This is a genomic window from Maledivibacter halophilus (genome assembly GCF_900167445.1).
In the GTDB taxonomy this organism is placed as follows: Bacteria; Bacillota; Clostridia; order Peptostreptococcales; family Caminicellaceae; genus Maledivibacter; species Maledivibacter halophilus.
This window is the reverse complement of sequence record NZ_FUZT01000007.1, coordinates 321,053-337,388: the sequence shown is the minus strand read 5'-3', so window position 1 is coordinate 337,388 and position 16,336 is coordinate 321,053. Positions and strand designations below refer to the sequence as shown.

The 16,336-nt window shown below is 32.6% G+C and carries 13 protein-coding genes; 12 read left to right on the top strand and 1 reads right to left on the bottom strand.

Annotated elements, in window-relative coordinates; translation table 11 throughout:
- Positions 1 to 250: 250 nt before the first annotated feature.
- The gene (locus B5X81_RS27530; protein ID WP_170917451.1) at positions 251 to 421 is read right to left on the bottom strand and encodes a hypothetical protein; all 171 of its coding nucleotides are present in this window, start codon (positions 419 to 421) and stop codon (positions 251 to 253) included.
- A 252-nt stretch (positions 422 to 673) separates the two neighbouring features.
- Between B5X81_RS27530 and B5X81_RS15415 the strand changes: the two genes are divergently transcribed.
- From B5X81_RS15415 to B5X81_RS15360, 12 genes are all read left to right on the top strand, one after another.
- Positions 674 to 1,378: a PrsW family intramembrane metalloprotease gene (locus B5X81_RS15415; protein WP_079492920.1), complete on the top strand. Its 705-nt coding sequence runs from the start codon at positions 674 to 676 to the stop codon at positions 1,376 to 1,378.
- 149 nt (positions 1,379 to 1,527) lie between these two features.
- A complete protein-coding gene (locus B5X81_RS15410; protein ID WP_079492918.1) occupies positions 1,528 to 1,953 on the top strand; it encodes a thioesterase family protein in 426 nt (141 codons plus the stop codon).
- A gap of 270 nt (positions 1,954 to 2,223) precedes the next feature.
- On the top strand, positions 2,224 to 3,591 hold the full coding sequence (rlmD, locus tag B5X81_RS15405; protein WP_079492917.1) for a 23S rRNA (uracil(1939)-C(5))-methyltransferase RlmD: 1,368 nt from the start codon (positions 2,224 to 2,226) through the stop codon (positions 3,589 to 3,591).
- A gap of 227 nt (positions 3,592 to 3,818) precedes the next feature.
- Positions 3,819 to 4,607 (top strand): ParA family protein, encoded by a 789-nt coding sequence (locus B5X81_RS15400; RefSeq protein ID WP_079492915.1) that lies wholly within the window; start codon positions 3,819 to 3,821, stop codon positions 4,605 to 4,607.
- Position 4,608: 1 nt separating this feature from the next.
- Positions 4,609 to 5,646: a ParB N-terminal domain-containing protein gene (locus tag B5X81_RS15395; protein ID WP_079492914.1), complete on the top strand. Its 1,038-nt coding sequence runs from the start codon at positions 4,609 to 4,611 to the stop codon at positions 5,644 to 5,646.
- A 16-nt stretch (positions 5,647 to 5,662) separates the two neighbouring features.
- Positions 5,663 to 12,085: a helicase-related protein gene (locus tag B5X81_RS15390; RefSeq protein ID WP_244282117.1), complete on the top strand. Its 6,423-nt coding sequence runs from the start codon at positions 5,663 to 5,665 to the stop codon at positions 12,083 to 12,085.
- Positions 12,086 to 12,107: 22 nt separating this feature from the next.
- A complete protein-coding gene (locus B5X81_RS15385) occupies positions 12,108 to 12,359 on the top strand; it encodes a hypothetical protein (protein ID WP_079492912.1) in 252 nt (83 codons plus the stop codon).
- Positions 12,352 to 13,080 carry a JAB domain-containing protein gene (locus tag B5X81_RS15380; protein ID WP_244282116.1) on the top strand — a complete coding sequence of 243 codons (729 nt, stop codon included), beginning with the start codon at positions 12,352 to 12,354 and terminating at the stop codon, positions 13,078 to 13,080. The genes B5X81_RS15385 and B5X81_RS15380 overlap by 8 nt, the downstream gene beginning before the upstream one ends.
- Before the next feature lie 12 nt (positions 13,081 to 13,092).
- A complete protein-coding gene (locus B5X81_RS15375) occupies positions 13,093 to 14,028 on the top strand; it encodes a DUF3991 domain-containing protein (RefSeq protein WP_079492909.1) in 936 nt (311 codons plus the stop codon).
- A 251-nt stretch (positions 14,029 to 14,279) separates the two neighbouring features.
- Positions 14,280 to 14,684 (top strand): hypothetical protein, encoded by a 405-nt coding sequence (locus B5X81_RS15370; RefSeq protein ID WP_079492908.1) that lies wholly within the window; start codon positions 14,280 to 14,282, stop codon positions 14,682 to 14,684.
- A 259-nt stretch (positions 14,685 to 14,943) separates the two neighbouring features.
- Complete coding sequence (locus tag B5X81_RS15365; protein WP_079492906.1) at positions 14,944 to 15,762, top strand: hypothetical protein; 819 nt, start codon at positions 14,944 to 14,946, stop codon at positions 15,760 to 15,762.
- 130 nt (positions 15,763 to 15,892) lie between these two features.
- Entirely contained in the window at positions 15,893 to 16,234 is a 342-nt protein-coding gene (locus B5X81_RS15360; protein ID WP_079492905.1) for a helix-turn-helix domain-containing protein, read from the top strand.
- Positions 16,235 to 16,336: the final 102 nt, after the last annotated feature.

Sequence of the window (16,336 nt, the reverse complement as noted above, 5' to 3'; positions counted from 1 at the left end):
ATTAGGCAATGGAATGAATGTATATCTCAAGTAGGAATATATTTTAGTGAAAGATTAAAAGAAGAGTTGTCTATATAATCTATAATACTCAAAAAATATAGGGGTAACTTGACAGTCACCCCTGTTGCCCTCCGGGCTATTTATGCATAAACAATTAATGATTATTCACATGTGAATTTTTAATAAATCATCCATTTACACAAAATAATTTATATTCTCCTTTGGTCTTGACCAATTCTTAACATCAAATTTAATCTATCCAACTGGAAGGATTAAAGTGATCTTTTTTGTTTTCAAAGGTATCCTTATCAATAATATTTTTTTTGTTTTTATTTTTTTTAGGATCATTATATACATTTGAACTGAGCATATCTTTATAGTTAGGATCATATTTATCAGTGAACTTATTTTTGTTTTTCATAAAATAGACACTCCTTTTGTCTTGAAGAAAATATTAAGCTATTCTTAAATTAGAAAATCTCCTCTGATATTATTTTATGCAAAATCATATCTTTAAATAATTAAGAATTTTTTCCATTTAAATAATTGAAAAATTGAATAGTTAACTTTATTTTAATTACTATAAAGGTTTTTTTGGGAAGAAAAGGAGATATAAAATGAAAATTATTGCAAATAATAATATCGCAAGTAATTTTTGAAAGGATGCTTATATATGAATACAAGATTGTTTATTATAGCAATAACACCAGGTATTGCCTTGGCTCTGTCAGTTTACTTTACTGACAGATATGATAAAGAACCTTTAACATTATTAATAAAAGTCTTTGTACTTGGAGCTTTATCAGTAATACCAACTGCATTTGTAGAAAGATTTTTACTGAATTTTAATGTTTTTAGTGGAATATTAAGTGCTGCATTTACAGCATTTATAGTGGCTGGACTAACAGAAGAGTTTTTTAAAAGAGGAGTTGTTTTACTTACAGCATTTAAAAGTAGAGCCTTTGATGAAAAATTGGATGGCATAGTATATGCTATTTTTTCAGCCCTAGGCTTTGCCACCATAGAAAATATAATGTATGTAGTTTTTAGGTTTTCAACAAATCCACATATTGGACTTTACAGAGGTATATTTTCTGTACCGGCTCATATGTTATTTGCAGTAACAATGGGATATTATTTATCTCTAGCAAAATTTGCCCAAAGTGAAAAAGAGAGAAAAAAATATTTAAAGAAATCCTGGTTTGTACCTGCCATATTACATGGTATTTTTAATTTTATTTTAATGACTGATATTTCAATTGCCTTTATAATATTTGTTCCTTATGTTATATATTTATGGGTGACAAACTTAAGGAAATTGAATGAGTATTATATTGAATCGAAAATAACATATAGAAGAAATATGAGATTAGAATAATTAAATTTAATCATAAATAAGCAACTATGGGAGAAGTAGGATTTTCCATAGTTGCTATTTTTTAAAAAATCACAAAATTCTGAATAAACTCATAAATTAGAGGTATAAATATAATATATACATTCTTTATGTAAAGGGGAGATGAAATTATGTTAGAAGTTCCAAATATTAAGATAGGAAGTAATATTACTATTCAAAGAGTAGTAAGAGAGCAGGATACGGCATTGAATTATGGCAGTGGAAAGCTCGATAAACTTTTTGCCACACCAAGGCTAGTGGCATTAATGATTGAAGCTTCTGTTAAGCTAGTTGATTCCAAGCTTCCCGAGGGTTTTATTTCAGTTGGAAAAATGACAAAAGTAGTTCATGAACAACCAACAATATTAGGCCAAACAGTTAGTTTAAAGCTAGAAGTAAAAAAATTTGACGGGAATAATATAATTTTTGAAATGATAGCTTATGATGAAATTGGAATAATTGGAAAAGGAACTCATGAAAGGATTATAGTAAATAAAAAATCGTTACTTAGAAAAGCCAATGAAAGAGCAGCTAAGTTGGAAAATAAGGATTTCTAATTTTCATTTGACCAATGTAAAACCATATATTAAAATATAGTGAGGATTGTTTATTTACTTTAAAATTGACCTGGTTTTTCCGGGTCTTTCTATTTTGAAATTATCTTTGCCAATATAATGTATTTAGTATATATTAAAAATACCAAATCTAAAGTAGCATAAATTCCAATTTTTTTTATAAATCTTAGTAGCTTTTTAATTGAGAAAATTGCATAATTAAATTTCTGTGTTTCACTATATATAAAAGTAAAAAATAAGGAGTGTATATATTTGAAAAGAGGACAAATTTTAGAAGTTGATATAAAGGATATGGATTTCCCGGCAAAGGGAATAGGAGAGATAGAAGATAAAAAAGTATATGTGAAAAATGCACTAAAGGGACAAAAAGTGAAGATTAGAGTTAAAAAGAAAAGAAAGGAATATATAGAAGGAAAGTTACTAGAAGTAATAAAGAGAGCTAGCTATGAAACTGATTCATTTTGTCAACACTTTGGAAATTGTGGAGGCTGTGCTAGACAAACTGTACCCTATGAAAAGCAGCTTGAAATAAAAATGAAGGCAGTAAAGAAGCTAATGGATGAAGCTAACATAACAGACTATAATTTTGAAGGTATTTTACCTAGTCCTAAGCTTTATGGTTATAGAAATAAGATGGAGTATTCCTTCGGTGATGAAACAAAGGGTGGGGAAATGACCCTTGGGATGCATAAAAGGGGACAGTATAATTCAGTTGTAACTGTTGATAAATGTAAGCTTGTAGAGGAGGATTTTAACAAAATATTATGGGGAACTCTTAACTATTTTAAAGAAAGAAATATTCCCCACTATATTAATAGAACCCATATAGGATATCTTAGACATTTTATTGTGAGAAAGGGTTTAAATACTGGAGAAATAATGGTGGCATTAGTTACTTCTACTCAAATGGATCCTAATCTGCAAGGCTTTGTAGATATGCTAAATGGCTTAGAACTAGATGGAGAAATACAAGGTATAATAAATATAAAAAATGATAATCTTGCAGATGCAGTTATTTGTGAAGAAATGGATTTGCTTTATGGAAGGGATTATTTTTATGATGAGCTATTAGGCATAAAATTTAAGATCTCTCCATTATCCTTTTTCCAGACTAATACCAAGGGTGCTGAGGTGCTTTATAGACAAGTCCTTGATTATATAAAAGAGCCTAAGGGAAAGACCGTATTTGATTTATATTCTGGTACCGGTACTATAGGACAAATAGTTGCTAAAAAAGCAGATAAAGTATATGGGATTGAAATTATTAAAGAAGCTGTTGAAGCAGCTAAGGAAAATGCAGCTTTAAATAATCTAGATAATTGTGAGTTTATAGCAGGTGATGTATTTGAAGAAGTAGATAAGCTTACAGATAAGCCTGATATTATTATAATAGATCCTCCAAGGGTAGGTGTTCATAAAAAGGCCCTTTCTAAAATATTAGACTTTAATGCAGAGGAAATAATTTATGTTTCCTGTAATCCTAAGTCTTTGGCAGCGAATTTAGTACAAATAGAAGAGGCTGGGTATAGAGTTGGAAAAATGGTTTGTATAGATATGTTCCCCCATACTCCGCATGTGGAGACCGTCGTAGGAATACAAAGGAAAGAATCTATGAAATAGCCGTATTTACAAGGGTTTTGGAGGATTTTAAGTTTATAACAAATGGGCAAGATTTTAAGAATAAAGTGCCTATTGGAGAACTTGAAATTTGCATTGCAGTGCGTACCTAGAAAAAGTAGACATGTCATAAATAAAAGACAGGGTTTGATTATACCAATCAAATCCTGTCTTTTTGCGTTTAAAGGAAAAAAAAATAATAAAAATTAATCAGGAAAGGGGTTTTAAAAATGTGTAAGGTCATAGCAATAGCAAGTCAAAAAGGAGGAACTGCAAAAAGTACAACATGTAGAAATCTAGCAACGGCATTAAAAAACATGGGCTATAAGGTTTTGGTAGTGGACTGTGATAACCAAGCAAATTTAACCGATTGTTTTGGCATTGAAAGTCCAGACAAATTAGATATAACTCTCTATCATCTGATGGAGAAAATTATCATGGATGAAGATTTGCCAGAAAAAGAGGCTTATATCATTAATAAAGAAGAGATTGACATATTACCTGCCAGCATATTGTTATCAGATATTGAAATTAAACTCGTATCAGCAATGAGTAGAGAATATATTCTTAAAACCATTATTGATGAAATTAAAGGAGATTATGACTTTGTATTATTAGATGCCATGCCATCCCTTGGCTTAATGACCCTAAATGTCCTAGCAAGCTGTGACAGTGTTCTTATACCTGCAACACCAGAATATTTGTCAGCAAAAGGACTTGAACTACTTCTTAAAACCATCTATAAAATTAAAAAGCGTATTAACAAGAGCATAGGATTTGAAGGGATATTGCTGACCATGTTTGATGATAGAACAAAATTAGCTCAACAGATGCTAGAAATGATAAAAACATCCTATGATTCACATATTAGAGTTTTCCATACCAAAATACCTAAGTCAGTAAAGGTTGGAGAAGCCAATGCAAGGAGTAAAAGCATTATCGATTATATGCCTACCAACAAAGCAGCCATAGCCTATGACATATTTGCAAAGGAGTTATTAAATAAGGAGTTGGTATAGATTGGGTAAAGATGAAGTAAAAAAGGTAAAACCCTTTATGGAAATTTTCGGTGACGATTATGAAGAAGACCTCAATCAAAAGGATGAAAAAACAAATCAGCAGAGCCTTAAAATAGAACAGCTAGTGCCATTTAAAAACCATCCCTTTAAGCTATACGAAGGGGAACGATTTAATGAGATGGTAGAAAGCATTAAGCATTTTGGAGTTATTGTACCCATAGTCGTTAGAAAGAAAAAACTTAAATTTGAAGTCCTTTCAGGACATAATCGAGTTAAAGCTTCTAAAGAATTAGGACTTAAAGAAATACCTGCTATAGTGAAAGAAGGATTAACAGAAGAAGAAGCCCTTCTCATAGTTACAGAAACCAATACCATGCAACGTTCCTTTACAGACCTTCCCCATTCAGAAAGGGCAACCGTCATTGCAGTAAGGCATGAAGCCATGAAGAAACAAGGCTTTAGAACTGATTTATTAAAGGAGATAGAGAAATTATCTAAATCACCAAATATAGATCAAGAATTAACTTCTTCCCCAGTGGGGAAGAAGTTAGAAACTAGTATGGTTAAAGTTGGTGAAGAATATAACCTGTCAAAGAACTCAGTGGCTAGGTACCTTCGTATTTCAAAACTACCAAATGAGTTTAAAGAACTTGTAGACGCTGGACAAATTGCTATCCGTGCAGGGGTAGATTTATCTTATTTAAGGGAAGAAAGTCTCGATATCGTTCATGCCATTATAACAGAAGAAAACTTCAAGATTGATATGAATAGAGCAAGAAGATTACGTGGAGCAGATAAAAAAGCTCCATTAACATTTAAAACAGCCCATGACATTATAAGGGGTGAGCCAATAGAAAAAAAGCCAAAGCCACCGAAATATTGGGGAAAGGTATTTACAAAATATTTTACTCCAGAACAAAAAGAAGAAGAGGTTACCAATATTATAGACAAAGCACTGGCAATGTATTATCAATCCATTGAAAAGGATAAAAAGGTTTCAGAGGATACCAAAGTAGAAGACGAAGAAATGGAAATATAAGAAAGGAGGCTTAAGGTTGAGACGATATAATAAAGTAAAACAAATATATGATTATACCCTTGCTGAAATTATTAAAGACCGTAAGACTTGGATGGCTTTCCTAGCTTTTCATTGTAGGGTGTATAAACATACCTTTGATGATACAGTTTTAATCTATGCTCAAAGACCTGATGCCACTTTCGTAGCGGATATGAAGACATGGAATCAAAAAATAGGTAGATGGATTAAAAAGGGTTCAAAATCAATCGCTGTTTTTGATGAGACAAAGGATTATCCAGCTCTTAAAAATTACTTTGATATCAAAGACACTACAGTTAGACAGGAAAATAGATTGAGTTACCCTGTATACTGGAGAATAGATAAAAAGAATGAACAATCCCTTTTAAGTGATCTTAAAAAGTATTATGATGTGAATACCATAGATGATTACCTTAAAAAAGTTACTATAACTGAACTGGACAAAGGAGAAGATGAAATATATAAAGGCTTTGAAAGGGATATTAAAGACAGCCCATTATCAAATCTTGACCTTAAAAAGGTTAAAGACCAGTTTCAAATTACCCTTGCAGAAAGTATTTATTATATGACAGCCACAAGATGTGGAATTAAAGCTAACCCAGATTTTAAAGTCATTAACTATTTTGATACAAAGCCATTAATATTTAGAATAGGTACTATTGTAAGTCACTTATCAGAAAATATTTTAAGGGATATTGAAAAAGAAATTAAATCAATGAAAAGTGAGAGGAGGACTATCAATGAAGCCAGTGAAGTTAGATTACAGAATGACAGAACAGGGATTTCTAGAACCAATACTGGAAGTATCCAACCATCAAGTGGACATAGGAAAGTACGGAAGAAAAGCAATGAATTACCTGAAGGAAGAACATCCATACAGGTTCAGTCTCCTACGGGCAGAGGGAATATTAATGGAAACCATGTACAAGGTGAACCAGGAAGCACATCAAATGATGCAGCTACTACAGGAACAGATGTTAGAGACAGAACCCATACCCAATCCAGAGAACTTTTACGAAAGCTACAAACACAGGGAAATGATCAGGACAAGGGCAGAAGAGATGGTACTTCAACAGATCGTGTACCAACCAAGATAGAGTCGTCAAAAAATGATGGCTCTTTTTCTTTATCCAAAATAACGAATCAGCAGATTATTGATTCAGAATTAAAAAGAGGCAGTGGCTTTGAAGAAGGTAAACAAAGAATCGTTAATTTCTTTGCTGAAGATAGGACAGCAAAAGAGAAAGTAGAGTTTTTGAAAAAAGAATACGGTATTGGTGGTGGTACCCTTTTATATAATTCAGAGGGTACATTTAATCAATCTGAATCCATCGGAGTTACCAATCATGATAGTAAGGGAATAAAACTTAATATTAAGGATGGAAGAGAAATCAATTTATCATGGACAAAGATAGCAGAAGAAATTGAAAGGCTAATTGAAAATGGAGATTATTTTAAACCTCGATATAAAGGGGATAGACCACCAATTCCCAAAGTAGATAGACAGCCAAATTTATTCGATGTTTTAGAAGAACATAAAGAAAAAAATATTAATGATTCTATTATTAGTTCGGTAGATGATAATAAAGTAACAGTAAATAATAAAATTAATTATCAATACAATGAAGAAGATAGTATCGGTATAGGTGGGGTTAAATCTAAATATAAGCAAAATATAGAAGGCATTAAAACCCTTTATGCCCTTGAAGAGGAAAAGAGATTAGCCACCCATGATGAACAATCAATTTTAGCAAGATATAGTGGTTGGGGTGGACTTGCTGGTGTATTTGATAAACATAACAACACATGGGCCAATGAATATCATGAACTTAAAAATCTATTAACACCCCAAGAATATGAAAGGGCTAGAGAATCAACCCCTAATGCCCACTACACATCCCCAGTTGTTATTAAAGCCATGTATCAAGCACTGGAGCAGATGGGATTGAAAAAGGGAAGTATTTTAGAACCCAGCATGGGCATTGGTAACTTTTTTTCTCATATACCAAAGAATATGGATTTAAAACTTTACGGTGTAGAGCTAGATGATTTATCAGGCAGGATTGCCAAACAGCTTTATCAAAATGCTCATATTAAAATTAGTGGCTATGAAAATGCTAACCTAAAAGACAATTTCTATGATGTAGCCATTGGGAATATTCCCTTTGGTAATTATAAAGTTTATGATAGGCAGTACAATAAACATAATTTTCTTATCCACGATTATTTCTTCGCTAAAACCATGGATAAAGTAAGACCAAATGGTATCATTGCCCTAATTACGTCAAAAGGAACACTAGATAAGGCAGATTTAAAGGTAAGAAAATATATTGCAGAGCGTGCCAATCTTTTAGGAGCAATAAGACTTCCTAATACGGCATTTAAAGAAGTAGCAGGAACAGATGTTACAGCAGATATGATCTTTCTTCAAAAACGGGAAAGGATATCCGTAGAAAATCCTAGATGGCTGGAGGTAGGGAAAAATGAAAATGGCGTTCCCATAAATACTTATTTTTTAGATAATCCCCATATGTGTCTAGGAGAAATGCAATTTGACACAAGAAGATATGGTGAGGACAGTCGTTATACAACCTGCGTTGCTAGTGATGAAAACTTCAATCTAGAAGAGGGTCTCATGGAAGCTATTAGCCATATTAATGGTACTATAGGAAATTACGAAACACATATAGAAAAAGAAGATAATGCATTAGTACCTGCTAATTCCAATGTAAAAAACTATACCTATGGCTTTATAGATGATACCTTATATTACCGTGAAAATAGTCATATGAGAAAGCTAAATATCACTGGTAAAAAGCTTGAAAGAATCAAAGGAATGATTGAACTTAGGGAAATTACAAGGAATTTAATCAATATCCAATTTGTGGGCTGTACCAAAAAAGAATTGGCAGAGAAGCAAGAAACTTTAAATACTAAGTATGATGCCTTTGTAAATAAGTATGGAGCAATTTCATCAAAAGCGAATATGCAAGCATTTAGGGAGGATAATGATTATCCTCTTTTATGCTCCCTAGAGGTAATAGACCAAAATAAAAACATTACAAAGGCTGATATCTTTACTAAGCAAACGATTAAGCCAATAGAAAAGATAACTTCTGTTGATACTGCTAGAGAAGCTCTTACAGTGTGTTTAAATGAAAAAGGGGAAGTTGACCTTGAGTATATGGAAGAACTCTATAATGAAGAAAAAAATGATATTATCAAGGAACTACAGGGGGAAATCTTTTTAAATCCTATTAAATATGATAAGGCAAATCCCTACGTAGGTTATGAAACCTATGACCAATACTTATCAGGTAATGTAAGGGAAAAGCTAAAATTTGCAAAGGTTTATGCAGAGACCCATCTAGAATTATTTCAACAGAATGTATTAGCCCTTGAAAAGGTACAGCCAAAAGACCTTGATGCCAGTGAAATTGATGTGAGATTGGGGACAACTTGGATTGATAATAAAGACTATGAACAGTTTATCTATGAGCTTTTAAAGACACCACATTATTATAAAAATAAGACAGGTGCGAGAGATGAAATTTGCTTAACCTACAATGATTACAATACCAGCTATACCATTAATGGAAAAGGATTAGATGGATATTCAGTAGCTGCAAGAGAAACCTATGGGACAAAGAGAATGAATGCCTATTATATCATTGAAGACACTTTAAATCTAAAAAATGTCACTGTAAAGGATAGAGTAGAAGAAGGGGATAAAGTAAAATATGTACTCAATAAAAAGGAGACTATGTTAGCAAGAGAAAAACAAAGTCTTATTAAACAAGCCTTTAAGGAATGGATATTTAAAGACCCTAATCGACGGAAAAAATATGTGGATTTTTATAATGAAAATTTCAATAACATCAGATTAAGGGAATATGATGGAAGCCATTTAACTTTTCCAGAAATGAATCCAGATATTAAACTAAGACCCCATCAAGTTAACGCTATTGCTAGAACTATTTACGGTGGTAATACATTGTTGGCACATTCAGTGGGGGCCGGCAAAACCTTTGAAATGATTGCCAGCTGCATGGAACAAAAAAGGATGGGGATTATTAAAAAGGCTATTTTCGTTGTGCCGAATCATATTACCCAGGACTTTGGTTCAGAGTTTTTAAGACTCTATCCTAATTCAAAGGTACTTGTTACAACCAAGAAGGATTTTCAAAAGAAAAATAGGCAAAGGTTCGTATCGAGAATAGCAACAGGGAATTATGATGCTATTGTTATTGGACATAGTCAGTTTGAGAAAATACCTGTATCCATAGAACGTCAGGAACTCATGATTAAACAGCAAATCAACGATCTTATGGAAGGTATTGACCAGTCAAAAAAAGAAAGGGGACAGAACTGGTCTATAAAGCAAATGGAAGCAGAAAAGAAAAAGCTAGAGACAGAACTTAAAAAACTACATGATACAAAAAAAGATCAGGTGATTAATTTTGAAGAATTAGGTGTAGATGCTATTTATCTAGATGAAGCCCATTATTATAAAAACTGTGCAGTTTTTTCAAAGATGCGAAATGTAGCTGGTGTAGGGCAGTCAAAGGCAAAGAAAGCTAGTGATATGCTAATGAAAACCCAATACATTCAAGAAATGAATGGTGGTGAAAAAGGAGTTGTTTTTGCCACAGGTACCCCTATCTCTAATTCCATAACAGAGCTTTTTGTGATGCAGCGTTATTTACAAAGTAAAGAACTTGAAAGTCGAGGATTAAAGCATTTTGATAGTTGGGCAGCACAATTTGGTGAGGTAGTATCGGCATTAGAGTTGTCACCAGAGGGGACGGGGTATCGCATTAAAAACAGATTTGCTAAATTTACAAACCTGCCTGAACTTATGACCATGTTTAAAAATGTTGCAGATATACAAACAGCAGATATGATAAATCTACCAGTTCCTAAATTAAAGGGTGGTAAGGCAAAAATTATTGTAGCTGAAAGCAATGATTACATTGCAAGGAAAATGGATACTTATGCTAAACGAGCAGAAAATATCAGAGGTGGAGAAGACCCGAGGGTGGATAATATGCTTAAGGTAACCAATGAAGCAAGACTTTTGGGATTAGACCCACGTACCCTTGACCCTAATGCCCCTAATTTTCCAGATTCTAAGGTGAATCGTTGTATTGATGCAGTTTATAAAGAATATATAGATAGCAGGGATATAAAAGGAACACAACTTATATTCTCTGATACAGGAACGCCCACAAATGATGGGCGTTTTTCAGTTTACACCTATATGAAAGAAGAGCTAATTAAGAAGGGCATTCCTGCTGATGAAATATGCTTTATCCATGATGCCAAGACCGATGTCCAAAGAGAAGAATTATTTGCAGATGTGAGAAGTGGTAACAAAAGAATATTGATTGGTTCAACGGCTAAATGTGGAACAGGGACTAATGTGCAGCAGAAGTTAATAGCACTTCACCACCTTGACTGCCCTTGGAGACCTGCTGATTTAGAGCAACGGGAAGGGCGAATACTTAGACAAGGCAATGAAAATGAAGAAGTAAGTATTTACAAATATGTAACCCAGTCAACCTTTGACAGCTATATGTGGCAACTGGTGGAGAATAAGCAGCGATTCATTTCACAAATAATGACTTCAAAATCTGTTTCAAGAAGTGCTGAGGATATTGACGAAACCGTATTGTCTTATGCGGAAGTAAAGGCAATTGCCACAGGAAATCCACTAATTAAACAAAAGATGGAGGTTGACAATGAAGTATCCAGACTAACTCTCTTAAAAGCAGACTATGACAGCAATAAGTACTCATTAGAAGATAGATTTTTATATAAATATCCAATGGAAATCAAAAGACAGGAAGAAATTATTGAATGTCTTATAAAGGATATTGAAAAAAGAGATATGGCTCAAGAACAGGAATTTAAGATGACTATTGAAGGCAGGGTATTTCATGAGAGAGAAAAAGCAGGAACATATATGTTAGCCATTCTACAGGGATTAAAAGAGGGTGAAAAGAAATCCGTTGGAAGCTTTAAAGGCTTTGAATTATCTATATCCAAAAGTGCATATAGTAGTGACAATGGAATGACCCTTCATGGCAGTAAATCTTATTTTGCAAGCTTTTCAGATAGTCCCCATGGCAATATGATGAAACTAGAAAATATCCTTGACAGTCTAGAAAAAAGAATAGAAGACCATGAAATAAGAGTGGAGGAATTGAACCGTAACATGAAACAGGCAAAGGAAGAATTTCAGAAACCCTTTGCCCACCAAGCTAGTTTAGAAAGGGCATTAAAGAGACAGTTTGAGCTCAATATACAGCTTGACATGAATAAAGAGCCTGATGAAAATATTGTAGATGATGAAGATTTAAATGATAAAGAGCTTGATACTTATGAAGAAGATAAAGCCAATGATAATGAAGAAATTTAATTATTTAGGAGATGATTGAAACATGACAATAGACAAGGAAAATACAAAATTATTAAAAGCAATTGAAGAACTGGCAAATCCAACATCCAAGGATAAAACCATCATAAAAGAGGCAGTGGATTCATTTGGAATAAACACATTTTTACTAAACATTGAAGAATATGATATTTCAATGACTGTAAAGGATAAAATAATAGCTTTAAGAAATGTTGTTGATGCACTATATAAAGGAGAATCGAATGACTCTAGTCAAGGTGGTGGTCAAAGTGGCTAGAAAGATTCAGTCTTCTGAATCCTTTTTAAAGAGCTTAAATGCTTTGACAGGTATCTCCATAAGAAAGATTAAAAATTATTCTAAAGAACACAATCTGTTTAATATTCTTGAACATCCAATGGTAGTTGAGCCCACTGAAGGTCAACTGAAGAAAATTAATACCTTAAATGAATTTATATCTTCTTATCTAGTACTAAGAATGAAAGAAGAAGAAAATCGTATTAAACTTGGAAGTGCCAAAGAAGCAGGTGAATATTTCGTATCCTTACTTGGTGGAATGAAGGATAAAGAACGGTTTGCAGTTGCATTTTTAGATAATAGCAATAGTGTTATAGAAACAAGAATTGTTTCAGAAGGAACAGTTAATATGACACAAGTCTTTCCAAGAAATATTCTAAAACTGGCAATTGCTAACGATTGTACAGGCTTAATACTATCCCATAATCATCCAGGCAGAACACTTAATTTTACTATTGAAGATAAGAGTATAACACAGCGAATGGTTGATATATTTCACCCCCTCAATATTCGAGTATTGGATCATATTGTTGTTGGAGGAAATAACTATTCATCATTGGCTCAAAAAGGGCACTTACCTGTTATGACACTTAAATCCGCAAAATATGATCCTATTGTATTAGATAATAAAGTGAAAGAAGACTCATTTACTAGAGGGGAAGAAGTCTTTGTTAATGAAGATGAGGAAGAATTAGAATTTTAATGGGGGGATTGGGTGTATAAGGAAAGAAGATTTTCAGAAGAACAGCTAAGAGAAGCCAGTAATGTAAATATTATTGCCTTAGCTAAGAATCGTGGTTATGATGTTAGAAAAGTTACCCCACGCTCCTATAAAATACCTGGATATGGAGGACTATATATTAAAGGAGATGGTACAAAGTGGAACTGGTTTTCAAGGGGAAAAGGAGGGGGAGCCATACAGTTTTTAATGGAACTTGAAAATATATCATGCGTAGATGCAGTAAAAGAATTATTAGATATACCCCATGATGCATTACCACAAGTAGAACCACCCCCTAAGGATATTGATGAAAAAAGAGAGTTAGTATTACCAAGAAGAAACAGCACCTACAAGCATATTTTTGCCTATCTTATTTATACTAGAAAAATTCATGGGGATGTAGTCCAAGAATTTGTAAAGAATAAGCAGCTTTACGAAGATGAGAAAAGAAACTGTGTATTTGTTGGTTACAACAATGAAAATGAACCTAAATTTGCAAGTCTAAGGGGCACTGGTAGGAAACAGTTTAGGAAAGATCTATGGGGCTCTGATAAGACTTACCCCTTCCATAGAGAAGGAACAAATGATACTTTATTAATCTTTGAAAGTCCCATTGACTTAATGAGCTATATGACATTAGCCAAGATATATAAAATAAAAGCTTTCCATCATCATATGATTTCAATGGGTGGAACCTCCTATTTGCCTATTGAATACTATACTAGCCAACATCCAGCCATAAAGAAAATGATCCTCTGTCTTGATAATGACCAAGAGGGTCATTTTTTTTCGCAACAAATTCAAGAAAGGTTTGGAGAGAGATTTCAGATATTAAAGCATTTGCCAACAGCAAAGGATTTTAATGAGGATTTAATTGTTATGCACAATAGATTAAATGATTATGAGAAAACAGAGGGTATGCAGCTTTAGCTATGGTTAAGTTGCAAAATTTGAAAACTATGTGACGTAATTATTAAGATTGAAAATACGAATAATGTTCTTTGAAAGCTGAATAGTACGGCATTTAAAAATTAAGAATTTGCTATAGCAATATAGAAAATATGGTATAATTTTATTGCTAGATAAATCTAATTAGCAAGATAGTGGGTAGTAACCATGCAATAATGTAAATGGCTATACATAATTAGAAGATAATTGTAGATCTAAAAGGAGGAAGTATTATGGATGAAAATGGATTAGCAATTTTATTGTTTGGAGCTGCTGCTGTTTTTTGTATAGTTTATGCTATTTATCAGCATGTAAGTATTATGCTAAATAAAGAAAAAATAAATTATGTAAATGCAACTATTATAGAGACAGCGACTGCTATGCCAGAAACAATGAAAATAAACAATTCGAAGTGGGCGTATGTACGATTCTGGGTTGATGGAAAAGAATATATATCATCAAAAAGAATTCAAGTTTCGATGAATTCTTCTGTGGGTGATGAAATAGAAGTTGCTTACTTTAAAGATAATCCAAGCGTAATATTTACACCAAACTGGAAAAAAGAAAGAGTTTTTTTGATTATAGGAATTTTGTGTTTAGCAATAATGGTCTATTTGAAATCTAAGAGTTCACTATAGAATAATGAGTATAATGTTAGCATACGGGGCGTACTAATTATAATTTAACGTCACGACTCAAAAACGAATAATTATCAAAAATACCGTATTATTCAGAAATGAATTTACGGTATTTTTTATGTCTCATTACAAGAATATTATGATGGAAGACATCTTAAAAAGTTCATACTAAAACATATTCCACCCTTAAAGTTATATATTCAAAAAAGATAACATTCATGATGATAATAGGGACTAGTCATGTGAAGGAGGGGAGATAATGGGTGTCATCAAAGATTTTTTTGAGAAAATTAAATATCGCCATAGTTTAAAGGAGTTAGAAGTTGCTGATCTTAACAGAATGCAGCATAATGAAGTAATGGAAGGTTTAAGGGCTGGTCTTGCAGTATCCCAGATAAAAATGTATGCTCACGATATTTTAAATCACAAGCAAATGAATGAAATTAGAACAGGTATGGAAAACGGCTTAAGCAAGCTACAAGTAGCTTTATATGCCAACAAACCAACCCTTACACACATTCAAATGAAAGAAGTAAGACTTGGGCTTGAAGGAAATCTCAGCAATTCCCAGGTTGAAATGTATGCTAAAGCTACCCTACTGCCTGAACAGATGGAAGAGATAAGAAAAGGCTTTGAAAGTGGCTTGAATAAAAGGCAGGTAGAATTCTTAATTAGTCAATCCTATTTAACGCCACAGCAAATGCGAGAAGTTCGCATAGGTCTTGATAATGAATTACCTATAGACCTAATCAATAAATGTATTAAACAAGATAATGGTAGGGTTAGAGGAGCCAAAGAAATAGAGGGGATTAGAAAGGTTTACGAAGCGGGAAAAATTGAAATTTCAAGGAGAAATATTGAATCACTTAAGACTAACTTATTTAAAAAGATAGAAGTAGAAAAGGAAATACCTGATAAAGCCACTGAAAAACAAGATAATAAAGTCAGTAATAAAGTAGAGTCACCAACCTTAGAAATAGAAAATGCAGAAATATATAAGGAGCATTATGAAAAAATGATGAATGCTTATCCTAATGTGTCCCATGTTCAAGAAGACAATGAGGAATTAGAAATGTAGTATGAATAAATAATTTATTAACACACAAGATACTAATAGTAACTTATGTTTCTAAAAGATGCTATCTAATCAAAAAACAATCGTGTAATCTTATAGTAACTAATGAAACTATAAGAAACGGGTGGGTGTTATGAAAATGAATAAGGTTATGTTTGGTAAAAGATTAAAGGAGACTAGAAAGTTAAGAAATATAACGTCTAATAAACTAGCAGAGTTATGCGAAATAGAGCCATCATTTGTAAGACAAATTGAAAGTGCTGCCAAATATCCGAGCATCCCAGTATTTGTAAAGCTATGTAATGCACTAGGTGTTTCCCCTGAATACTTATTAAAAGATAGTCTAAAAGAAATTGATGAACCAGATAACTTAAAGAGTCTATATAATAAGCTTAAAAATTTATCCCCAAATGAAATAGAATTAGCTAAAGATATAGTAGAGGACATTTTAAAACATCGACAGCGAGACCTATAGATACAAATAATTTATAATTATTACACAGTTTGACATAATCTGCACTTTAAGTGATGTATACTTATAGTAACAAAAGTTTCTTAAAGAAACTCTAATCACATG

Coding starts and splice junctions, on each gene's coding strand:
- B5X81_RS27530 (WP_170917451.1), bottom strand. CDS start 421: ATGAAAAACAAAAATAAGTTCACTGATAAATATGATCCTAACTATAAA.
- B5X81_RS15415 (WP_079492920.1), top strand. CDS start 674: ATGAATACAAGATTGTTTATTATAGCAATAACACCAGGTATTGCCTTG.
- B5X81_RS15410 (WP_079492918.1), top strand. CDS start 1,528: ATGTTAGAAGTTCCAAATATTAAGATAGGAAGTAATATTACTATTCAA.
- B5X81_RS15400 (WP_079492915.1), top strand. CDS start 3,819: ATGTGTAAGGTCATAGCAATAGCAAGTCAAAAAGGAGGAACTGCAAAA.
- B5X81_RS15385 (WP_079492912.1), top strand. CDS start 12,108: ATGACAATAGACAAGGAAAATACAAAATTATTAAAAGCAATTGAAGAA.
- B5X81_RS15370 (WP_079492908.1), top strand. CDS start 14,280: ATGGATGAAAATGGATTAGCAATTTTATTGTTTGGAGCTGCTGCTGTT.
- B5X81_RS15365 (WP_079492906.1), top strand. CDS start 14,944: ATGGGTGTCATCAAAGATTTTTTTGAGAAAATTAAATATCGCCATAGT.
- B5X81_RS15360 (WP_079492905.1), top strand. CDS start 15,893: ATGAAAATGAATAAGGTTATGTTTGGTAAAAGATTAAAGGAGACTAGA.